We start from the raw sequence: 20,809 nt of genomic DNA on the forward strand, positions 1-20,809 counted from the left end.
CGTCAAGGCTGCGGCGACGTCCGGTTGACGGCCTGGTCACCGAACGGCCCGAACAGGTGCAGGATCTCGACCGCCTCGTCGCCGGTTGGCCCGAACCAGTGCGGCTTTGCGGTGTCGAACTCGGCCAGTTCCCCAGGAGCAAGCTGGTATTCGTGCTCGCCGAGGACCAACTGAAGTCGCCCGGCCAGCACGTACAGCCACTCGTAGCCTGGATGACTGGTCAGCCGGCGCTCGCGCGGGCCGAGAAGCTGCTTGAACACCTGCACCCGGCCCGGGTAGCGGGTGATCGGCACCAGCACGCTGCCCTGCCGGTGGTGGCGCGGTTCGAGGTGGATCCGGGGATCGCCCGAGGCCGGAGCCGCGACCAGCTGGTCCAGCGCGACGTGCAGGGCCTGCGCCAGCGGGATCAGCAGGTCCAGGGTGGGCCGGCGCAGGCCGCTCTCGAGCCTGGAGAGGGTGCTCACCGACAGGCCGGTCTCCTCGGCCAGGGACTTCAGCGTGCGCCCGCGCGCCTTGCGGGCCGAGTGCAGCCTCGGCCCGATGCCCTCCAGGATCGTGTTCACGTCGACGGCCATGACGAGCATTTTGCAGTTCTCGCAACTTCCCTGGAGAACCTGGGGCGGTGATCCCGATGATCACCGTCCATGAGCACCGCTACTTCCTTGAGCGCGGCCCGGCGCTGGAGCATCCTCGCCGTCTGCGCGAGCGCCATGTTCCTGGTCGGCCTCGACACCACGATCGTCAACGTGGCCCTGCCCGAGATCGGCCGCGGCCTGACGGCCACAACCTCCGGCCTGCAATGGGTCGTCGACGCCTACACCGTCGTCTTCGCCGGCCTGCTGATCAGCGCGGGTGCGCTGGCCGACCGGTTCGGGCGGCGGCGCGTCTTCCTGATCGGATTGACGACGTTCGGGCTGGCATCGGTGGGATGTGCGGTGGCGCCCTCGCTGGGATCCCTGATCGGGTTTCGCGTGCTGCAGGGCGTCGGGGCCTCGATGCTGGGCCCGGTCGCCCTCGGGATCGTGGTCAACGCCATGCCCGATCCCCGCGAGCGAGCCCGGGCGATCGGCATCTGGGCCTCGGTCTTCGGGTTGAGCATGGCCACCGGTCCGGTCCTCGGTGGCGCCCTGACCACGGCCTTCGGCTGGCGCTCGGTGTTCTGGGTGGTGGTCCCCACGGCCGCCGCAGCCATCGCGCTCGTCCTGTGGATCGTCCCGGAGTCGCGCCCCGCCACCGGCCGACGGCTCGACCCGCCCGGCCAGGTCCTGCTGATCGCCTTGATCGTCGGCACCGTCTGGGTCCTGATCGAGGCGCCGGAACTGGGCTGGGGCTCACCGCCGATCCTCACCGGCTACCTGGTGGTCGCCCTGCTGCTGGCCGGCTTCGCCCGAGTGGAGTCACGGCGGGCCTACCCGGTGATCGACCCTCGGCTGTTTCGCCACTCTGGTTTCGCCGCCGCCGGAATCGGTGCCCTGGCCGTCTTCGTGGCCCTGAACATCGTGCTCTTCCTGATCACGTTCTACCTCCAGGTCGCCCAGGACTGGTCGCCGCTCAAGGCCGGGGCCGTCAGCCTGCCGCTCGCCATCTGCGCCACAGTCTGTGCTCCCCTGGCCGGTCACCTCGTCGCCCGCATTGGCGCCCGGCCTCCCCTCTACCTGGCCAGCGGGGCCTTCGCTGCCGGTGGCGTCATCCTGCTGGCGGCCGGCAGCGCTCCGGCAACGACGATGCTCCTGTGCGCCAATGCCCTGATCGGCGTGGGAGTCGGCTTCGCGAACGCCCCGATCACCAACGCCGCAGTGAACAGCCTGCCTCGGGAACGAGCCGGAGTGGCCGGTGGCATCACCTCATCCGCCCGGCAGGTGGGCGCCAGCCTCGGCATCGCCGTCGCCGGAGGCCTTTTCACCGGCCACACTCCGGAAACCCTCGGCGCCGCAATGCGACCCGGCTGGGTGATCGTCGTCCTGTGCGGTCTGGTCCTGCTCGCCATCGGTGCCGCCGAGAACCCCTACCGGTCGAAGGCGTCCACCACGTGAACGACCTAGGCCCGGGCTCAGGGGCGGATGGTCAGGAAGGGCATCCGCTGCTTGGCGAAGTCGATGGCCGGGCCCAGCACCAGGATGGTCAGAATCGTGCCCGGGCCCACCGCCCCGCCCAGCAGCCAGCCCACCAGCGCGCCCGAGCCCTGCAGCACGCTGTAACTCCAGCGGAACGGCAGGGGCGGATCCCAGGCCAGGGCGGCCGCCTCGGCCGGACCGGCTCCGGTGTCGCTGCCCAGGTATCCGGCCACCCCGATCGCCAGCACCGGCACGGCCGCCACCAGCAGGACCACGCGAACAGCCAGATGGTCCGGCGCCTCCAGCACACTCATCAGCGCGGACACCGTGAAGCCGACCACGATCGGCTGGGTGAGGGTGCCCAGCCCGGGCTTCTGCCCGCGCAGCCAGGCCATGATCACGAAGAACACCCCGACGCAGATGTTGACCACGGCGAAGGGCGCACCCGTGGTCAGAGTGATCCCGCTGATCAGGGTGGAGTAGCCGTCCGAACCCAGAGATGCGAGCAGGAACAGCGCCACCCCCGCGCCCAGAACGGCACAAGAAACCACCAGATGGACGATTCGGCCCACCGTGATCCGGGGGCGGGTGTTACTGGTCTTGCTGTTGGTGCTTTTCGGGTCCACTGCGGCAACCCTACTGGTGAGCTGCGGCCCGGATTGACGCCCTCCGGAGCAGTACGCCCGGTCACCGTCGTCCCTGCACTCGTCCGCCGCACCGGCGGCCTCCGACTCCGGCGTGCTGCGCCGGGCTGCGGCCACAACCTCATCCCTGACCTCAAGGGCCATGGAGGATCGGCGCCCATGACACTAGGCTGCCCGTCTCGAGGAGGTCGGTTTGCAGTCACCACCATCTACCACCGACAGTGGTCGGGCCCCTCTCCCGCGTCACCAGCGCGCGGTTCGGGAACGGGCCCGCAAGCTCACCCCGGAACGTGAGGCGGCCGTGCTGGACGCTGCCCTGGCGGTCCTCGGCCGGGCCGGCTTCGACGGCTTCACTCTCGCCGCGGTCTGTGCGGCGTCCGGAGCCAGTTCCAAGACCGTGCTGCGCCGCTGGCCCGACCTGACCACTCTGACCGCGGCCGTCCTGATCCACGCCGTCGATCGTGAACTCCAGCGCCCGATCGCCGTGATCGAGGCCGGAGACCTGCGTTCCGACCTGGTCGAGAATCTCCAGGCGCACGCCCGATCGGAACGCGCCGGCCCCCGACTGGTCGAAGGCCTGCTCCGGGCGGCCCGGACGACGGGAGATCTCGGAGAGCGCGCGCAGGCGGTTCTCGCCGGGCACGAGACGGCCCGCTGCCGGGAGATCCTCTCGGCAGCAGTGGACCGCGGTGAGCTCAGGACGGCTGCCTCGGCCGAAGCGGTCGCCGAGCTGAGCCGTTCGTTCCTGCTCCACGAGATCCTGACCAAAGGCACCCGCCCCACCCCGCAGCACATCGTGGCGTTCGTCGACACGGTGATCCTGCCTGTCCTGAGATCAAACGCCGCCTGAGCGTGCTCTTGGCCGACAGTCCCGGGAATGTCCCTTGCCATCAGGGAAGACGCAGAACCCAGGTGTCATTCGTCAAAGTGCCGCGGTAGGACTTGAAGGAGGCTCCGCCGAAAGTGATCACCTGATCATCGATGATGATGGCAGCCGCATCCTGGGTCGGGAAACCCTCAGGCGGTTGAGGTATCGAGGTCCAGACCCGCGAAGCGACATCCAGGATCTGACCGCTGTCCAGAATTTTCCCCGATCCAGCGGCCTCGAGTTGCGGATGGACGCGGGCCAGCCCGGATGGCCGGTTCATGTCCGGCACGCGCTTCCAGGCTTTGGTCACCGGGTCGAGAATTCCCCCGGTTGCGCTGACCGAGCCGTCCTGATCGACCGTTTGCGTAGAGGGGTTGACGATTCGGCCGCCTTCCCACCACCAGGTCGGCTCGGAGTCGACGATGCCGGACGTCGCCACCCGTTCCCAGGTCTTGGTTTTCGCCTTCCACTGCGCCGCGCCCCAGGGGGCCCAGCCCTGATCGTCGTGCCCGTAAGGCCCGACGGCCAGGAGCACGAGGTCCCCGGTATCGGTGGCCAGAAGGTTGCGGTCCTGGGACGGGGCCAGAGGGTCACGCGGGAGAGACGACCACGTTCGGGAAGCGATGTCGTAGAACTGGTCTGCCGTCCAGGACTTGGCGTGTGCCCCGGCATAGGCGACCAGGCGATCCGTACCGACCGCTCGGACGGTGTCCACCGAGTGCGGCGGAGCCGGCAGCCGGGCCCACCGATCCTGAGAGAGTGAATACTCCCAAAGCTGCGGTTCGCCAACGGGCCGGGGCCGGGTGAGCACATAGATCGTGGTGCCGGAGGACGCGGCCGAGATGTTGGCCATCCCGATCGGCGCCCGGGCGATGCTGCGCCAGGTATCGCGATCAGGCTCGTACACGGCTCCGTCCTTGAGCCCATCGCCCTGAGGCGCCACACACCCAGCGCTCGGCGGGCACGGGTCGGCGGCGCTACCGCCCAAGACCACGACCACGTCTCCCACTTGCACCAGCGTGGGGTTGCTCCGAGGAGACAAAGGTGACCGAGCCGCCCGCTCCCACACCAGCGTCCGTTGTGCAGTGGTCGGTTGATCCTCCGGCTCCGGAGCAAAGACCTGGATCGAAACCACGGTCGCTACCGCTGCCACCACCACGACGATGACCGCGACCCCCGCCCGTCGCAACCGTCGGCGTCGACGGCCCCGCCGCACAGCATCCCGCACGATCGGCTCCGGGACGTCCTGAGCCTCCAAAGGGTCAGAAGCCAGTGCCCGACGAAGGAGGATTTCGGTCTGATGGTCTTTGCGTTCGGTCATTTCAGCCTCCCTGACTTTCGTCGGCCGGGAGTGACCTCTCGACAGTCCGTACGTCCTGGCCCTTGCGTATGTTGCAGGCCGGATGAACGTTTTTCGGGGATCTCAGGACGGGTGACGACGGTGATTCCCGATGGAATGCACCAATCCGGGCGACGTGGATCCGGAGTCGAGCAATGGACGGGGTGCTCGCCTTGAGCGGTCACCTACAGCTGGGCGGCCGGAGAGTTCCAGGGCGCAAGATCAAGCTAGGGATAGCGTAGGGCCATGGCGGCCAGGGTTTCGGGTGTCCAGTAGGACACGCTCACGGTGATCTCCAGCGGCCCCGAGCGCATGTGTAGCGCTCGCGGTGGGATCGGTGCCGTCTTCAAAGTCGTCGGCGGAGGGGAACCGTTCAGCCGAGGTCGGAGGCGTCCATCCGCTGGGTGCCGATCACGCCCAGCAGCTTGAGGGTTTCGAGCTCGGGGGTACCCGGACCGGCGGTGTAGAGCACGACGTGCTGGTCGCGTTCGGGCACGGCGAGCACGTCGCAGCGCAGTTCCAGGCGGCCGACCGCGGGGTGGACGAACGTCTTCAGGTGGTTGGGCACGCCCACGACCTCTGCGGCCTGCCAGTGCTGGGCGAACTCTGGACTGCGACGGCGGAGGTCCTGGATCAGGTGCTGAGTGGCCTGGTCCTGGGGGTAGCGGGCCACGGTGGTGCGCAGCCGGCCGGCGGCGTGGCTGGCGAAGTGGTTGTCGTGCAGGATGTTTGCACCGTTCAGGCGATCTCGAACCTCCGGCAGGAAGTAGTAGCGCAGGAGGTTGCGCTCGCCCGTCGGCAGTGCGGTGAAGTCACCCAGCACCGCGGCGGCGAGGTGGTTCCAGGCCAGCACGTCATACTTCGCGTCGTGCACCACGGCCACGGTGTCGGGCAGACGCTCGATCAGGTCGTGGATGTGGTCGGGCACGTCGGCGGGTGGGCCGGGCGGCACGCTGAACGCTTCTCCGGCCAGGGCGTAGGCGTGACGGCGCTGCTGATCGTCCAGACGCAGAGCGCGGGCGAGGGCGGCGAGCACCTGGCGCGAGGGCATCGAGCCGCGGCCCTGCTCCAGCCGGGTGTAGTGCTGGGTCGAGATGTGGGCCAGCCCGGCAACCTCTTCGCGGCGCAGTCCGGGCGTGCGGCGCGGGCCGGTCGCCGGCAGGCCCGCATCTTCCGGGGTCAGGCGTTCGCGGTGCAGGCGCAGGAACGCGCCGAGTTCTCTGTGGTCCACGTCTTCAATGATGAACGCTGAAAGGTCCGGTGTGAGGGGTACAGCCTAGGCCTGCCTGTTCCTCACCGGGCTGCGCAGGATTCAGACATGAGCACATTGCTGGACGGAAAGATCGCCCTGGTCACCGGGGCGAGCAGGGGTATCGGCGCGGCGGCCGCCCGGTTGTTCGCCACCGAGGGGGCCACCGTGGTCCTGAGCGGACGAGACGAAGCCGCGCTGAAAGACGTCACCCATTCGATCGGTTCGCAGGCTTCGTACGTGGTGGCGGACATGGCCGAAGTGCCGGACATCGAGCGCCTGGTGGCCACGGTTCTGCAGCGGCACGGCCGGCTGGACGCGGCGTTCAACAACGCCGGAATGGGTGAGCCGCCCGCGAACGTCGCCGACACCACCGAGGAGGTCTTCGACCGGGTCACGCGGGTCAACTACAAGGCCGTCTACTTCGCGGTCGCCGCCGAGGTGCGCGCCATGCGGGCCAGTGGCGGCGGGACGATCGTGAACACCAGCAGCATCGGCAGTCTGCTGGCCAATCCGGCCCTGCCTGCGTACGGCGGGGCCAAGCGGGCGGTGAACAGCCTGACCGCCAGCGCCGCCGTGCAGTACGCGGCCGAGGGCATCCGGATCAACGCGATCGCGCCCGGGCTGACGATGACCCAGATGATCGAGGACTGGGAGAAGGCCACGCCCGGGATCATCGAGCACGGTACGGCGGCCATCCCGCTGGGACGTCCGGCCCGGCCCGAGGAGATGGCTGAGGCCGCCGCCTGGCTGCTGAGTGACCGGTCCTCCTTCGTCACCGGCGTGGTGCTGCCGGTAACCGGTGGACAGTCCCTCTGACACTCGGCTGGACGGCGTTGGCGGATTTCCGCACCGGCTCAGATCAGTCCCGGTCGAACAGCATGATCGTGCCGGTCTGGCCCCGCACGATCTGCCGGAAGAACCTGGTGACCTGACGGTAGGCGTCGTCCACCTGGATGGTCCGTTCTACGCCCCGCCGGGTGTGCACGAAGACGTGGGCGCGGCGGGGAAGGATCGGCCGGGGCAAGCCGCAGACCAGTTCCGCGTAGCGCTCGAATCCCTGCGGCCCGGTGCGGGGCATCCAGCGAGCGCAGTCCTTGAACAGGTCGGACAAGACCGGGCTCAGGCCCGCCCGGTGGCCCACCGTCTCGACGAAGACGGCCCAGACCGCCTCGTCGATCACGCCGGCCCAGGTCATGCCCGAGCTGCGCAGGTGGACCACCCGGTCCCAGTAGCGGCTCTGCCGGGGAACTTGCTGCAGATCGCTGTTGGCCCGCACCCAGACGTCCCCCCAGGCATCGGCAAACTCCAGGCACAGGAACCGCACCGAGCCCCCGGCCTGGCCGGCCGGAACTCTTCGGCGGCCGTCGACGACCGCGGTGCGGACCGGGGCGTCCAGGACGAAGTTCAGCCTGCTCTCGGGGGCCAGGACCGAGAACTGCGAGGACTGCTCGAAGTGCACGTCCCAGCCTTGGGCCGGGACGAGGTGGAGCTGCCAGGCGTAGATCGGGACGCGCCCGGCGTTGGCCAGGACGATCTCGTAGTCGTCGGTATCCGGTTTCCCGTACTCGACCCAGGACGAGATCTTCAGAGCTTCGGTCCGCCGCTCCAGCGACGTGTTCTCTTTCCCGGTGGCGACGAACTGCCGGGACGCGACGACGACCGCCAGAAAGGTCCCTACCCCGGAAACCCACTCCCCCAGAGAGCCCGCCTCGACCCCCGAAGGCAACACCGCGACCAAACCAACGGTGACCGCTATTGCCACGGCCCAGCGTCCCCAATTACTGAACGGAAGCCGCCAATGCCGCGTCACCGTCCACGGCGGCGGTTCTTCCGGTTCGGCTTCCTCATTGCTGCCGCTGGTCATTTCTGCCACCAGGCCCCCGCCTCTGAAGTTCCGAGCTCCCAGTGTGCTCAGAGACGGATCAATGCTTGGGGGTTTTCGGGAATCCCGGCCCAGCGGCGGCAACCGAGGTGTTCATCGGAAGCCGCCGCCGGGCTTCAGGCCGGCAGGATGATGACCTTGCCGGCGATGCGTCCGGCCGCAGCCTCGGTGTGCAGGGCAGGCAGTTCGGTCAGCGGGATCCGGCGGGTGACCTCGACCGTCAGCGCCTGCTCATCGACCAGGGACACCAGCTCGGCCAGGCGCTCGTGGTTGGGCCGGACGAACACGGTGGCTGCGCTGACGCCGCGGGCCTCGTCACTTGGGGTGGCCATGAACGCGGTGGTGCTGACCACCTTGCCGCCGTCGCGGACCAGGGCCACGAACGCGGTGAACTGCTCGGGGGTGATCGGGGCGAGGTTGAGCAGCACGTCGACCGGTTCCGTAACCGCATTGAGGACGTCGGTGGTGGTGTAGTCGATGATGTCGTCGGCTCCGGCGGCCCGGACTGCGTTGACGCTGCGAGCGGTGGCGGTGGCCACGACGTGCACGCCGGCCCGCTTGGCCAGGGCGATGGCGTACTTGCCGACCACGCCGCCGGCGCCATTGATGAACACCCGCTGTCCGGCCTTCAGATCACCGTCGTCGAAGAGGGCCTGCCAGGCCGTCAACGCCACCGACGGCAGAGCTGCCGCGTCGGCCAGCGGGATCTTGGTCGGGGCCGTGACCAGCCGGTCGGCCGGGGTGATCAGGTATTCCGCGGCGCCACCGTCACGCTCCATCGGCAGGAAACCAATCACCTCCTCGCCCACCTGCAGGCCGTCCACGCCTTCGCCGAGCGCGTCGACCGTGCCGGAGACGTCGTAGCCGGGCACGTGCGGCAGGACGACCGGGATCGGCAGGAAGCCGGCGCGCATTCCGTTGTCCGCCGCGTTGAATGCCGAAGCCGCCACGCGCAGCCGAACCTGCCCGGCGCCGGGGGTGGGCTGCTCGATGTCCTCGTAACGCAGGACCTCGGGACCGCCGACCTCGTGGAAACGCACTGCCTTCATCGCTGAACCCTGCTCTCGTTCGTGTTTCCACCGGTTGTGGAGACGTCAACCAACTTCGCAGGTTGCGCAGCGATCATCCTGGGCCGGATTGGCCCACCTTGCCGACCGGCCCGGAAGGGGCCCGGCTGAGCGCGGCTCGCCGGGGGATGGCCAGGCCGGCCAGGGCGGAGACCAGCCCAGCCACGGCGCAGATCCAGAAGCCGCTGGTGAAACCGCCCGGACCTGGTGCCCCGTTCGAGAACGATGCGGCCAGGGCAGTGGCCACCAGGGCCGTGCCGAGACTGCCGCCGAGCGATCGGGCCAGCGTGTTCACCCCGGTCGCGATGCCGATCCGGTCGGGGCTGACGTGCTCGACGGTGGCGTTGGCCAGGGCCGCGAACGCCAGCCCCATCCCCGTGCCCAGGCCGAAGCTGCAGGCCAGCAGGTGCCAGTGCTGGGAGTGCACGACCGCCGGCAGGGCCATCGAGACGGCCACGACCACGGCTCCCAGAACGATCGGCAGCCGGTTGCCGTAGCGGCGGCTGATCCGGCCGGAAAGTGGGCCGCACAGCAGCGAGGTCACGGCCGAGGGCAGCAGGAAAAGTCCGGCCACGGTGACGGATTCGCCGAATCCGGTCGGGGTGGGCGCGGTCAGCAGCTGCGGGATGAGCAAGAAGCTGCCGAACAGCGAGAAGCCGATGCACAGGGCCGACAGGTTGGTCGCCCACACGGCCCGCTGCCTGAGCACCCGTGGGTCGATCAGGGGGTGGGGCGCGCGGGTCTCGCTCAGCCACCAGACCATGCACAACGCTCCGGCGAGGGCCAGCAGGGTCAGGACGCGTGCGCTGGTCCAGCCCCACGTCCCGGCCCGGCTCAGCCCCACCAGGAGGCAGACGAGCCATCCGGTCAGGAGGATCGGCGGCAGGGGGGAGATCGCGCCGCGGGCCCGGGTTCGTGAGGTAGGTAGCCAGTACCAGGCACCGGCCAGGACCAGCAGAGTGAGGAGGGCCGGAATCCAGAAGAGCCAGCGCCAGCCAAGAGTCTGGATGATCGGCCCGGCCAGCACGATGCCGATACCACCCCCGACGCCCAACGTCCCGGACAGCAGGCCGATACCCGGCGCCACCCGCTCGGGCGGAAGCTCGTCGCGGACAATGCCGAACGACAGCGGGTACAGGGATCCGGCCGCCCCCTGGATGATGCGCCCCGCGATCAGCACCCCCATGTTCGGCGCGGCGGCCGCCACCACGCCCCCGGCCGCCAGGAGGAACAGCACGGCCAGCAGGAGGTTACGCCGTCCGTAGAGGTCGCCCAGCCGACCGGCCAGCGGGGTGGCGACGGCGGCCGACAGCAGGTACCCGGTCAGGACCCAGCTGGCGATCGCGGGGTCGGCGCCGAGGTCGGCCCCCATGGTTCCCAGGGCCGGGTTGACCAGTGACTGCAGCACCGAGAAGTTTCCGGCGCCCAGGGCCAGCAAGGACAAGAGCAGAACTGGGGACGGGCCTGGGCGCCCGGGTGGGCGGGTCGCCTCGACCGGTGGGTCACCGGGGATCAGGGACGATTCACCGGCCGAGGCGTTGTTCATCGGGCGGCCGGTGCGGTGACGGAGGTGGGCCGGGCCACGTACCGTCCGATCGGTGTGCCGGTGACCGTCCCCCGGGTGAGCACCCGGTTTCCGCGCACGAAGGTGTCGGTGACGGTGGCCCCGACCTCGAACCCGTCGAACGGCGTGTACTCCTGGGTGGACTCGGACTCGGCCGGGTCGACGGTGAAGGAACGGTTCGGGTCGACCAAGGCGAGGTCCGCGTCGTAGCCGACCGCGATCGTCCCCTTGTTCCCCAGCCCGTACCGCTGGGCCGGGTTCCAGGAGGTCAGGGCCGCGATCTGGCGCAGCGAAAGTCCCCGCTTGGTGCCCTCGCCGACCAGCCCGGGCAGCAGGTACTCCGCTCCCCCGAAGCCGGACTTGGCCGCGAACACGTCCTCGCGCGGGTCACCGAACTTCTTCTCGTCCTTGCAGCAGGCGTGGTCGCTGACCACCCAGCTGACGTCACCGGCCAGCAGGTGCTCCCAGAGCGCCTCGACGTCGGCGCGCGGGCGCAGCGGCGGATTGACCTTGCCGCCGATCCCGGCCGCGGTGTCGATGTCGGCCAGCAGGTGCCCGATCGTCACCTCCCGGCGGAAGTCCAGGTGCGGGAAGGTGTTGGCCATCAGCATCGCCGCCCGCATCGCCTTCGCCGAGGACAGGTGCAGCAGGTTGATGTTGGCCAGGTTGGTCTCGTCGGCCAGCACCGCCGCGATGCTGACCGCCAGCGCCTCGGAGTGCTGCGGGCGGGAGGCGCTGTAGGCGGCCAGGCCGGACAGCGTGCCCTCCTGCTCGACCAGCCTGGTGTAGGCGCTCATGATCTCGGCGGTCTCGCAGTGCAGGGACAACGAGATCGCGTCGGCCAGGTCGGGGAAACGCTCGCGGGCCGCCTGCACACCCCGCATCACGAACTCGAAGTGGGCCAGGTCGTACCGCTCGTCCGGCGGGGTCATCAGGAAGCTGGACTGGTCGGCGGAGCGCCCGTGCAGGCCGTGCGAGCCGTAGAACATGAAGATCTTGAACGAGGAGACCCCGAACTCCTCGATCAGCGCCGGGATCTCGTCGATGTGCTGGTTCATCATCGGCGCCAGGTGGAAGGCGTAGTCGATGTACGAGCGGTCCTGCGCGGCGGCCAGCACCTTGGGGAAGAACTCGCGGTAGGGCCCGCCCTGGTTCAGGTAGTACTGGCCGGTGCGCATGTAGGTCAGGCCGGTGGTGACGCCGCCCTGGGCGCTCGCGCGGCTTTCGGTGGCGGTGTCGTCGCTCAGCGGGTTGTAGATGCCCCAGTGCTGGTGGGCGTCCACCACACCGGGGAAGGCCAGCAGGCCCTGGCCGTCCACGACGTTCGGCACGCCCTCCACGTCGAGGCCGGCCTCGATCTTCACGAACTTGCCGTCCGCGATCCCCAGATCGAGCAGTTCCCCGGAGTCCGGGCCGGCGTCGGGACGGACGACGGTGACGTTCTTGATGACGGTGTCCACGATCGGGCCTTTCAGACGGTGGGGAGCGGAACGGTTCCGGGCGCCGGCATCTCGTGCTCGAGCTCGGGCAGGCCGAACAGGCGACGGCCGTTGTGGGCGAAGAGCTTGTCGCGGATCTCGTCGGACAGGTCCATCGCGTCGATGTCGGCGAAGGTCTGTTCCAGGTCCATGCTCAGGTAGTTGGTGGCGAACACGGCCCGGTTGCTGGTGCTGTTGAAGTTCGGGTTGCCCTTGTCCGAGCGGTCCTTCGACCAGGGGTGCTGACCGCCGAAGCCGGTGCCCTTGATGAAGCGGATCAGGTCCTCGTGCCACAGCTCGGTCGGGAAGCCGTCGGCGCCGACGTAGAAGTTCGGCCGGAACTCGGCGTAGGCCATCAGTTCCCGCTCCCACGGGTAGCCGCAGTGCGTGGCCACCAGCTTCAGGTCGGGGAAGTCGGCGGCCACCCGGTCGAAGAACTGCGGGTGCCCCATCGAGCGCGGCGCCTTGGCGGCCATGCACTCGACCTGGAACGGCACGCCGAGTTCTTCGGCCTTGGCGTAGTACGGGTAGTAGAGGCGGTCGTCGGCCGGCACCTGCGACCACGACGAGTAGGTGTGCGCGCCGACGAAACCCCAGTCGCGCACCGCCTCCTCGAACAGCCGGACGCCGGGCATCTTGTTCAGCGGGTCGATCCCGGCCGTGGCGAACAACCGGTTCGGGCTCTTGGCCACGAAGTCCCGCAGGAACTCGTACGACATGCCCCAGTGCTGGCCGTACTTGCGGGCCGGGATCACCGACTGGCCGATGCCGTAGTGATCCATCCGCTGCAGCAGCTGCTCCAGCGAGAGCGGGTTCAGGATGCTGGGCACGCGCAGGTGCGGGGGCACCTCGCTGATGTCCTTGACCGCGCCCTCGGGGGTGACGGGAACCAGGACGTCGACGATCGGGATACGGGGTTTCATGACGCTCCTTGAATCTTGGTGCAGGAAGGCATGACCAGATGTCCCGGCCCGACCTCGGTCAGGGTGGGAACGGTCGTGGTCGCAGGACACGGCGAGACCTCCGCCGTGCAGTACGGGCCCAGTGAGCAGGCGTGCTCACGGATGGCTGGTTCGGGCAGCGGGTCGCCCACGGCGGCGGCCAGGAGAGCCTGGGTGTACGGGTGCTGGGCTTCGTCCCAGACTGCTTGGGACGGGCCGATTTCCACCAGCCGGCCTCGGTGCAGGACGGCGATCCGGTCGGCCAGGTACGCCGCCGCGGGCAGGTCGTGCGTCACCAGGACACTGGTCAGCCCGCGCTCGGCCCGCAGATCCTGCAGCAGGCGCAGCACCTGGGCCTGCACCGACGGGTCCAGGGCGGAGGTCGGCTCGTCCAGCACCAGCAGGTCCGGCTGGGCGACGAGCGCCCGGGCGATGCTCACCCGCTGCTGCTGACCACCGCTCAGCGCCGACGGCCGCCGCTCCAGCACGGCCTCGTCCAGGGCCACGGCCCGGATCGCCGACCGGATCAGGGCATCCCGATCACCCTCCACCTTACCCACGGTCAGGGGCTCGGCGACAATCCGGGCCACGCTCATCCGCGGGTTCAGCGAGTCGGCCGGGTCCTGTGCGACGTACGCGGTCCGGGTCTGCCCATCGCGGCGAAACGCTCCGGAGGTCAGGCGTTCTTGTCCGAGCATGATCCGGGCCAGCGTGGACTTGCCCGAGCCGCTCTCTCCGATCACGGCCAGGCACTCCCCCGACCCGACCCGCAGGCTGACCCCGTCCAAGGCGACATTCGCGCCGTAGACCATCCGCGCGTCCTCAAGTTCGATCATCAGGCCGCCCCCACCATCGCGACGAAGTGGCCGGGCGCCTTCTCGATCAGTCCGCCCGACGGATCCGGGCCGGGCTCGGGCAGCGCCAGCGGATGTCCCGGCCGAGGAACCGCGGCGATCAGGCTGCGGGTGTACGGATGCAGCGGATCCTCCAGAACTGCGGTTGCGGGTCCGTGTTCGACCAGGACGCCGGACCGGAACACCGCGATCCGGGTGGCCATCCGCCGGGCCAACTGCAGATTGTGCGTGACCAGCAGCAGGCAGGCTTGCGTGCGGCGCTGCGACTCCAGCAGCAGATCCGCCACCCGGACCGTGACCAGCGGATCCAGGCCCGAGGTGGGCTCGTCCGCCACCAGCAGCGGCTTTCCGGCGAACGTGGCCAGCGCGATGCACACCCGCTGCGCCATCCCACCGCTGAGCTCGTGCGGGTAACGCCTGAGCACCGATTCCGGCTCCCGCAGCCCCAGATCGGTCAGCGCGCGCACCGCCTCGGCCCGCCAGTCGCTACCGAAACCGAACTGCCGGAAATGCTCGCCCACGGTCAGGACCGGAACCAGTGAACGCTGGGTCAGCTGCGGAACGTAGCCCACCTGCCGAAAACGCCACCGGGTGGCTTCTTTCGCCGGTGCCCGGACCGGGTCGAACGGCTGATCGCCGGCCCGGACCGAGATGCTGCCCTCGACCGCGGCGGAAGCGGGCAGCAACCCCAGAAGCGATGCCAGCAGAGTCGATTTGCCGGAACCGCTCTCCCCCACGATCGCCTGCACCTCGCCCCGGCCGATCTGCAGGTTCACATCGCGCAGGGCGGTCACTTCGCCCTGGCGGGAGTGGTATTTGACGGTCAGGCTGTCGATGTCGACGATGGGTTCCGGATTCATCGGGATCCTCCCCGGATCTGCTCGACGTGGCCCTGCAGGCGGTGTGACAGTTCGCTGAAGGCCAGGACGACGGTGAACAGCGCCAGAGAGGGGAAGACCACCATCCACCACTGGTTCAGTGGCAGCAGCGGGATGCCGGCCTTGATCATCGATCCCCAGCTGGCACTGCCCGGCTCGGACAGGCCCAGGAAGCTCAGCGCGCCGACCGAGGCGATGGCGTAGCCGACCGACAGCGAGAACTGCGGGAACAGCACTCCGGTGACGTTGGGCAGGATGTGCCGCCACCGGATCGTCCGCTCACTGACCCCGTAAACCCTGGCCACCGCAACGTATCCACGCTTGCGGACCAGCCGGGCCTCGGCCTGGACCAGGCGGATGAACAGTGGCGTGTTGATCGCCGCAATGATGACGACCAGGATCGTGCGGGACGTGCCGACCAGTCCGATCACGGCGACGGCGACGACGAGCAGCGGCACGGCCTGGAAGACGTCCAGGCCCCGGGTCGCCAGCGCGGAAAGCCTTCCTTCACTGCTCATCAGGATGCCCAGCCAGGTGCCGGTCACGGCTGCGACCAGGGCGCCGGACAGCGCCATCAGCACGTCGAACTTCGCGGCGTAGACGGTGCGGGACAGCACGTCGTAGCCGTCCTGGTCGACGCCGAAGAGGTAGCCGCCGCCGGGTGCGTGCAGCAGGACGCCCGGATCGGCGACCGTCGGGCTGTGCGGGAAGAGCCCGCTCAGCGACCAGCCGACCAGGAACACGATCCAGCCCAGGCAGCCCAGGATCACCGGATCCCGAAAGATCCTTGTGGATCTGGCTTTCGGGGGTGGTGCCGGGGCGTCGATGATGGACGGTGTGGTCACCGTGGTCGGGGCGCTCACGATGCGGTCCGCGGGTCCAGGAGCACGGCGACGATGTCGGCCAGCAGGTAGATCACCATCGTGCCGACCGCGGCGAAGAGCACGAACGCCTGGACGACGGGCAGGTCGTTCTGGGTGATCGCGTTCAGGCCCCACTGCCCGATGCCGTTCCAGGAGAAGACCTGTTCGATCAGCATGGATCCTCCGATCAGTTCGGCGGCGACGATCCCGCCGACGGTCGCGATGCCGGGGCGGGCGGTGCGCAGCGCGTTGCGCACCACGGTGCGGCGGGCCAGGCCGTTGCCGTCCCCGAAGGCGGAGAACTCGGCGGCCAGGGCCGAGCGCATCGCGCTGGCGGTGATCCGGGCGAACGGCACCGACGCGATCAGGCCGATCGAGAGCACCGGGAGCACCAGGTGAGCGACCGCGTTCCCCATGGCGTCCCAGCGCGCGGCGAGCACCGCGTCCACCATTACCGCCCCGGTGCGCACCGGCGGCGCCGGAATGTTCGCGTCGAGCTGACCGGTCGGCGAGGGCAGGACCGGTACGAGCACGACCAGCAGCAGGATGCCCGCAACGGCCAGGACGAACACCGGAAGTCCTTGCAGGACGGTGACGATCAGGCGGACCCAGCGGCTGAGGTTGTCGCGGGCCGCCAGGATTCCCAGGCCGATCCCGAGGCCGGCGGCCAGCAGGAAGCCGGGCACGACCAGGACCAGTGTGCTGGTGACGTGCCCGAGCAGTTCGCCTGAGACGTCGGCGCCGGTGTAGTAGCTGGTGCCGAGGGCGCCGGTGAAGATGCCCCCGAGCAGGTCGAGGAAGCGCACGAGCAGGGGCTGGTCCAGGCCCAGCGCGGCCCGCTCGGCGGCGATCTGCTCGGGGGTGGCCAGATCGCCCAGGCGGGCCCCGACCGGGTCCGAGGGGATGGCGTTGATCAGGAAGAACGTGGCGGTGACGACGATCAGGACGCCGATCGGGATCATCGCCAGGCGGCGGCCGACATATCCGGCCCGGCCACCACCCTGGCTCAGGGTCTTCAGCATGGTGCGGCCGTGGCCGGGTCGAAGTAGCGGGCGATGCTCATCGGACCGGGGCAGACCGACGCCGGGTAGACGTACTGGTTGCTCGACTCCACCAGCGGGATGTCGATCATGTTGTCGTTGGCGCTGCGGATCCCCGGGGCGATCGCGGCCAGCCGGTCCTCACCGGTGAGGTTCAGCGCTTCCTTGACCGCCGCGTCCACGCCGGCGTCAGAGTCCTTCATGTAGTTGGACAGGCCACCGGTGGAGTGGAAGGCGTTGAGGAAGAACACCGGGTCGGCCACCAGCGGCGCCTCCAGCCGGATGAACGCCTCGTACTTGCCCTCGTGATAGGCGGCGGTGAAGTCGGCCGCGCTGGCGACGGTGGCCACCTCGACGCTGATCCCGGCCGCGGCCAGTTGCTGCTTCAGGGCGGTCAGCAGGGACTCGGCCGGAACCGGGCTGATCGAGGCCTGGTTGGTGGTGATGGTGAAGGACAGGTCGCTGTACCCGGCCTCGGCCAGGGCCTGCCGGGCCGCGGCGGCGTCGTGCTCGAAGTACTCCGACGTGGAGTTCTGCGCCGGGATCTTGGTGGAGACCAGCGAGGTGGAGACGGTGCCCAGGCCGGAGTAGGGGCCGGCCAGCAGGGCCGCGCGGTCGACGGCCTGGGAGATGGCGCGGCGTACCACCGGGTCCTGGAACGCCTTGACGTCCTTGTTCAGCTCGAGCATGTCCTGCGCCTGGGAGGGCATGTCGAGCACCTGGACGTTCTGGTCCTTGGCCAGGGTGCTGATCGTGCTCAGCGGCAGGCCCGAGACCATCTGTGCCTGGCCGGTCTTGGCCATCACCACGCGGGCGGCCGGATCGGCGACCGCCTGGACGTTCACCGTCGGGTAGGCGATCTCGCCGTCGTAGTTCGGGTTGGCCTTCAGCGTGATGCTGGTGCCCGGGGTGAAGGCGCTGACCTGGTAGGGGCCGTAGGAGGCGGTGTTCGCGGACAGCCAGTCCGTGGCCCACGGGTCGGCGTCGGTGGCGTGTGCCTGCACCGCCTCGGAGTCCAGGACGGAGAAGCGGTAGGAGTCCAGGGTCTGCGCCGACAGCGCGTTGACCTTGGCGTTGATCTTCACCTCGTGCTCGCCGAGGACCGTCACCGGGTTCTTCGGGTCGATCCCCGCGTTGGTCATCAGCGACAGGGCGATCGGGTCCTCCAGACCGAGAATGCGATCGAAGGTGTAGACCACGTCGTCGGCGCTCAGGGTGTTGCCGGCCGCGCTGCGAGCCTCGCCGAGCTGCAGGGTGATGCCGTCGTCGGCCACGCGGTAGTCCGTGGCCAGCGCGGGCTTGAGGTCGTCCGGGCCGGGCACCTGCCCGTTCGTCTCGTCGAAGCTCTGGTACTGCAGCAGGGTCGCCTTGACCGGGTCGTGGGCGAAGCGGTGCGAGATGTTGTCGTACTTCGAGGGTTCCAGCGTGGTGGTCACGGCGTCGGTGGCGATCGTGAACGCGGTCCCGGCCGCGCCCGCCGAGGACGACGGCGATCCGCTGCAGCCGGCCAGCACGAGCGGGAAGGCGCACAGCAGCGCCGCACTCCAGGGGGTTCTCATCGGTATCTCCCGGCGGTGAGCCTCGGGGACTTGTTCCTCTGAACGGAACAGCCAATGGCCCAGAACTCTGGCACCACAGTTGTCGGTTCAACAAGGGAGTTCCTGGTCAACTCTGTAAACAATGGATTTCCGGAACTTTCCTGGCCTGCCGAGCCTTCGAGTCATGTTCCGCACAGAGGAACGCTGCTACTGTCCCTGCTCCGGGACATCTCCGGTCGGGCCGGCGCCCGGGCCGGGAACAGAGAGAGGTATGCGATGGCGGAGGCCTCAGGCACCGAAGCGGCGGGGCGGGTGGCCGACGTGCTGCTGCTGTTCGCGGACGGCCCGCAGTCGCTGGGGGTCACCGAGGTCGCCCGTCAGCTCGACCTTTCCAAGGCCGTGGTGCACCGCATCCTCACCACGCTGGTCGATCGCCACCTGCTGGCCACCGACCCCGGCGTGCGCGGCTACCGACTGGGCTCGGGAGCCGCTGCCCTGGGAGCCCGGGCGCTACGGGAGTCCCGGCTGCGGGCCGAGGCGATGCCGGTCCTGCGGGAGCTGAGCCAGGTCACCGGCGAAACCGCCACCGTATCGGCCCGGGTCGCCGACGGCCGGGTCTACCTGGACCAGATCGAGAGCTCCCAGGAGATCAAGATGACCGTCGAGGTCGGCCGCCGGTACCCCTTGCACGCAGGCAGTTCCAGCAACTGCATTCTGGCCTTCCTGGCCGAGCGCGAGCGGGAGGACATCCTCACCGCCGAGTTCACCGCGCTCACCGACCGCACCATTCTGGACGCCGACACCCTGCGCGAGCGCCTCACGCAGATCCGCGAGCAGGGCTACGCCACCTCAGCCAGTGAGCGTCAGCTCGGGGCCGGAGCGGTCGCCGCGCCGGTGTTCGGGGTCGACGGCTCCGTCATCGGGTCCATCTCGGTCTGCGGTCCCACGCCCCGGGTCGACGACGAGACTCGCCAGAAGCTCGCCCCGCTGGTCCGGACGGCCGCGGACACCATTTCGCGCAGGCTCGGCTGGCGCGGCGGCCTGCCCGCCTGACCGCCCTGATCCGCGCCCAAAATCCCTGAGGGGAAACATGAACCACAAACCCGACCCGAACGTCCCGTCGTGGGAGTGACCGAAACTCCCACCCCGGCCGCCGCCACCCAGCTACCCCGCTCCCTCGCCTGGGCGCTGGGCAGTGGAACGATCCTGCAGGGGCTCAACTCCGCCGTGATCGCGGTCGCCCTGATCCCGATCGCCGAGCACTACGGCACCTCTGCGGCCATCCCGTGGCTGGTCAGCGGCCTGTACATCGCGGCCGCGGTGGGCTCCCCCACCGGCGGGCGGCTGGCCGACCTGTTCGGCCCGCGCCGGGTGTACCAGGTCGGCCTGCTGATCATCGTGATCGCTTCACTGCTAGGACCTTTCGCCCCGTCGGCCGAGTGGCTGGTGGCCGACCGGGTGCTGCTCGGCCTGGGGACCTCGCTGCAGTTCCCGGCCGCCATGGCGATCATCCGGCGTGAGGCCGACCGGCGCGGCAGTACCGTCTCCGGTGCGATCGGGGTGATCGCCCTGTGCGGGCAGACGAGCGCCGCGCTCTCGCCCACGCTGGGTGGTGTGATCGTGGTTCTGGCCGGCTGGCAGGGCATCTTCTGGGCCAACCTGCCGCTGGTGGCCAGTTCTGCGTTCTGGGTGTGGCGCGCCGTTCCGGCCGACCCGCCCCGGCCCCGGCCGCGCGCCGCCCTGCGTCAGGTCGATCTGCCCGGCGCCGCGCTCTTCGTCGCTGCCTTGGCTCTGGCCATGTTCATGCTGCTGTCCCTCGGCCAGCGCCTGCGCTGGTGGCTCCTGCCGGTCTGCGGGCTCCTCGTGGTTCTGCTCGTGCTGCGCGAACGACGCGCCACCACACCTTTTCTCGACCTGCGCCTGCTCGCCGAGCATCCTCGGATCCTGAGCACCTGCCTGCGCGGCATGGTCACCTTCATCGCCTTCTACACCGTCTTCTACGGCCTGCCCCAGTGGCTGGAGGTGGGTCGCGGCCTCGGCCCGGCCGAGGCCGGACTGCTGATGTTCCCGGTCTTCGGCGTGGGGGTGCTCTCCACCGTCCTGGCCACCCGCCTGTCCTCCCGCTGGGGTCCGCACCGCCTTCTGCTCCTGGGCAATTCGGCGCTCATCGTGACCGGCCTGCTCCTGACCCTGATCGCCGGCCCGGACACTCATCTGCTCCTGCTGGTCCTGGCCAACGCCCTGCTCGGCATCCCCACCGGCTTCAACAATCTCGGCAACCAGCTGGTCCTGCACGAAGGTTCACCTGCACAGGCGGCCGGCAGCGCCAGCGGCCTCTACCGCACCGCGCAGTACATCGGGGCAGCCCTGTCCGCCGTTCTGGTGGCGCACGTGGTACCGACCGATACCTCGGCCGGGAGCGCTGCAATGGCCGACGGTGTCGCCGGTATCGGAATCTGCCTGATGGTCATCGGCACCGTCCTCCTGCTGGCCGGGCTGGTGACGAGCAGGCGCAGACGTCGGGCGAACCGCTAGGATTCCGGAGTA

General features: G+C 69.4%; 19 protein-coding genes. 5 read left to right on the forward strand and 14 right to left on the reverse strand.

The features are described 5' to 3' along the window. Nucleotides 1-2: 2 nt before the first annotated feature. Nucleotides 3-575 (reverse strand): helix-turn-helix domain-containing protein, encoded by a 573-nt coding sequence (locus LR394_RS26355; RefSeq protein ID WP_231446944.1) that lies wholly within the window; start codon nucleotides 573-575, stop codon nucleotides 3-5. Between the two features lie 69 nt (nucleotides 576-644). On the opposite strand from LR394_RS26355, the gene LR394_RS26360 reads away from it, so the two are divergent. Further along, nucleotides 645-2,033 carry a DHA2 family efflux MFS transporter permease subunit gene (locus LR394_RS26360; RefSeq protein WP_231446946.1) on the forward strand — a complete coding sequence of 463 codons (1,389 nt, stop codon included), beginning with the start codon at nucleotides 645-647 and terminating at the stop codon, nucleotides 2,031-2,033. Between the two features lie 17 nt (nucleotides 2,034-2,050). On the opposite strand, the gene LR394_RS26365 is transcribed toward LR394_RS26360, so the two are convergent. Next, nucleotides 2,051-2,680 carry a hypothetical protein gene (locus tag LR394_RS26365; protein ID WP_231446949.1) on the reverse strand — a complete coding sequence of 210 codons (630 nt, stop codon included), beginning with the start codon at nucleotides 2,678-2,680 and terminating at the stop codon, nucleotides 2,051-2,053. Nucleotides 2,681-2,891: 211 nt separating this feature from the next. Here LR394_RS26365 and LR394_RS26370 point away from each other — a divergent pair, with 211 nt between their 5' ends. Continuing rightward, nucleotides 2,892-3,548: a TetR-like C-terminal domain-containing protein gene (locus LR394_RS26370; RefSeq protein WP_231446951.1), complete on the forward strand. Its 657-nt coding sequence runs from the start codon at nucleotides 2,892-2,894 to the stop codon at nucleotides 3,546-3,548. 40 nt (nucleotides 3,549-3,588) lie between these two features. On the opposite strand, the gene LR394_RS26375 is transcribed toward LR394_RS26370, so the two are convergent. Together LR394_RS26375 and LR394_RS26380 are read right to left on the reverse strand one after the other, a co-directional pair. After that, a complete protein-coding gene (locus LR394_RS26375) occupies nucleotides 3,589-4,473 on the reverse strand; it encodes a Kelch repeat-containing protein (RefSeq protein WP_231446953.1) in 885 nt (294 codons plus the stop codon). 805 nt (nucleotides 4,474-5,278) lie between these two features. Next, the gene (locus LR394_RS26380) at nucleotides 5,279-6,136 is read right to left on the reverse strand and encodes a helix-turn-helix transcriptional regulator (RefSeq protein WP_231446955.1); all 858 of its coding nucleotides are present in this window, start codon (nucleotides 6,134-6,136) and stop codon (nucleotides 5,279-5,281) included. A gap of 87 nt (nucleotides 6,137-6,223) precedes the next feature. On the opposite strand from LR394_RS26380, the gene LR394_RS26385 reads away from it, so the two are divergent. Beyond that, nucleotides 6,224-6,973, forward strand: coding sequence for an SDR family NAD(P)-dependent oxidoreductase (locus LR394_RS26385; RefSeq protein WP_231446957.1), 750 nt, complete (start codon nucleotides 6,224-6,226; stop codon nucleotides 6,971-6,973). Between the two features lie 43 nt (nucleotides 6,974-7,016). On the opposite strand, the gene LR394_RS26390 is transcribed toward LR394_RS26385, so the two are convergent. The 10 genes from LR394_RS26390 to LR394_RS26435 form a co-directional block, all read right to left on the reverse strand. Continuing rightward, a complete protein-coding gene (locus LR394_RS26390; protein WP_231446959.1) occupies nucleotides 7,017-7,919 on the reverse strand; it encodes a hypothetical protein in 903 nt (300 codons plus the stop codon). A gap of 236 nt (nucleotides 7,920-8,155) precedes the next feature. After that, a complete protein-coding gene (locus LR394_RS26395; RefSeq protein ID WP_231446961.1) occupies nucleotides 8,156-9,088 on the reverse strand; it encodes an NADP-dependent oxidoreductase in 933 nt (310 codons plus the stop codon). Between the two features lie 73 nt (nucleotides 9,089-9,161). Further along, nucleotides 9,162-10,652: an MFS transporter gene (locus tag LR394_RS26400; RefSeq protein ID WP_231446963.1), complete on the reverse strand. Its 1,491-nt coding sequence runs from the start codon at nucleotides 10,650-10,652 to the stop codon at nucleotides 9,162-9,164. Continuing rightward, nucleotides 10,649-12,130, reverse strand: a complete 1,482-nt coding sequence (locus LR394_RS43230) for a dihydroorotase (RefSeq protein WP_231446965.1) — start codon at nucleotides 12,128-12,130, stop codon at nucleotides 10,649-10,651. The genes LR394_RS26400 and LR394_RS43230 overlap by 4 nt, the downstream gene beginning before the upstream one ends. An 11-nt stretch (nucleotides 12,131-12,141) precedes the next feature. Next, nucleotides 12,142-13,071 (reverse strand): amidohydrolase family protein, encoded by a 930-nt coding sequence (locus LR394_RS26410; RefSeq protein ID WP_231446967.1) that lies wholly within the window; start codon nucleotides 13,069-13,071, stop codon nucleotides 12,142-12,144. Continuing rightward, entirely contained in the window at nucleotides 13,068-13,925 is an 858-nt protein-coding gene (locus LR394_RS26415; protein ID WP_231446969.1) for an ABC transporter ATP-binding protein, read from the reverse strand. The genes LR394_RS26410 and LR394_RS26415 overlap by 4 nt, the downstream gene beginning before the upstream one ends. After that, a complete protein-coding gene (locus LR394_RS26420; protein WP_231446971.1) occupies nucleotides 13,925-14,803 on the reverse strand; it encodes an ATP-binding cassette domain-containing protein in 879 nt (292 codons plus the stop codon). The genes LR394_RS26415 and LR394_RS26420 overlap by 1 nt, the downstream gene beginning before the upstream one ends. Then, nucleotides 14,800-15,684 (reverse strand): ABC transporter permease, encoded by an 885-nt coding sequence (locus LR394_RS26425; protein ID WP_231446973.1) that lies wholly within the window; start codon nucleotides 15,682-15,684, stop codon nucleotides 14,800-14,802. Before LR394_RS26425 ends, LR394_RS26420 begins: the two co-directional genes overlap by 4 nt. Further along, nucleotides 15,681-16,706 carry an ABC transporter permease gene (locus LR394_RS26430; RefSeq protein WP_231446975.1) on the reverse strand — a complete coding sequence of 342 codons (1,026 nt, stop codon included), beginning with the start codon at nucleotides 16,704-16,706 and terminating at the stop codon, nucleotides 15,681-15,683. Before LR394_RS26430 ends, LR394_RS26425 begins: the two co-directional genes overlap by 4 nt. Then, a complete protein-coding gene (locus tag LR394_RS26435) occupies nucleotides 16,700-18,283 on the reverse strand; it encodes an ABC transporter substrate-binding protein (protein ID WP_231446977.1) in 1,584 nt (527 codons plus the stop codon). The genes LR394_RS26430 and LR394_RS26435 overlap by 7 nt, the downstream gene beginning before the upstream one ends. A 255-nt stretch (nucleotides 18,284-18,538) precedes the next feature. Between LR394_RS26435 and LR394_RS26440 the strand changes: the two genes are divergently transcribed. Beyond that, nucleotides 18,539-19,315 (forward strand): IclR family transcriptional regulator, encoded by a 777-nt coding sequence (locus tag LR394_RS26440; protein WP_231446979.1) that lies wholly within the window; start codon nucleotides 18,539-18,541, stop codon nucleotides 19,313-19,315. Nucleotides 19,316-19,384: 69 nt separating this feature from the next. After that, nucleotides 19,385-20,797, forward strand: a complete 1,413-nt coding sequence (locus LR394_RS26445) for an MFS transporter (protein ID WP_231446981.1) — start codon at nucleotides 19,385-19,387, stop codon at nucleotides 20,795-20,797. The last annotated feature ends 12 nt before the right edge of the window (nucleotides 20,798-20,809 follow it).

The sequence above is a fragment of the Kineosporia babensis genome (assembly GCF_021129305.1).
In the GTDB taxonomy this organism is placed as follows: Bacteria; Actinomycetota; Actinomycetes; order Actinomycetales; family Kineosporiaceae; genus Kineosporia; species Kineosporia babensis.

Excerpts from the sequence above, each read along its gene's own strand:
- LR394_RS26355 (WP_231446944.1), bottom strand. The coding sequence starts at position 575 with ATGGCCGTCGACGTGAACACGATCCTGGAGGGCATCGGGCCGAGGCTG.
- LR394_RS26360 (WP_231446946.1), top strand. The coding sequence starts at position 645 with ATGAGCACCGCTACTTCCTTGAGCGCGGCCCGGCGCTGGAGCATCCTC.
- LR394_RS26385 (WP_231446957.1), top strand. The coding sequence starts at position 6,224 with ATGAGCACATTGCTGGACGGAAAGATCGCCCTGGTCACCGGGGCGAGC.
- LR394_RS26395 (WP_231446961.1), bottom strand. The coding sequence starts at position 9,088 with ATGAAGGCAGTGCGTTTCCACGAGGTCGGCGGTCCCGAGGTCCTGCGT.
- LR394_RS26400 (WP_231446963.1), bottom strand. The coding sequence starts at position 10,652 with ATGAACAACGCCTCGGCCGGTGAATCGTCCCTGATCCCCGGTGACCCA.
- LR394_RS26410 (WP_231446967.1), bottom strand. The coding sequence starts at position 13,071 with ATGAAACCCCGTATCCCGATCGTCGACGTCCTGGTTCCCGTCACCCCC.
- LR394_RS26415 (WP_231446969.1), bottom strand. The coding sequence starts at position 13,925 with ATGATCGAACTTGAGGACGCGCGGATGGTCTACGGCGCGAATGTCGCC.
- LR394_RS26420 (WP_231446971.1), bottom strand. The coding sequence starts at position 14,803 with ATGAATCCGGAACCCATCGTCGACATCGACAGCCTGACCGTCAAATAC.
- LR394_RS26430 (WP_231446975.1), bottom strand. The coding sequence starts at position 16,706 with ATGCTGAAGACCCTGAGCCAGGGTGGTGGCCGGGCCGGATATGTCGGC.
- LR394_RS26435 (WP_231446977.1), bottom strand. The coding sequence starts at position 18,283 with ATGAGAACCCCCTGGAGTGCGGCGCTGCTGTGCGCCTTCCCGCTCGTG.
- LR394_RS26440 (WP_231446979.1), top strand. The coding sequence starts at position 18,539 with ATGGCGGAGGCCTCAGGCACCGAAGCGGCGGGGCGGGTGGCCGACGTG.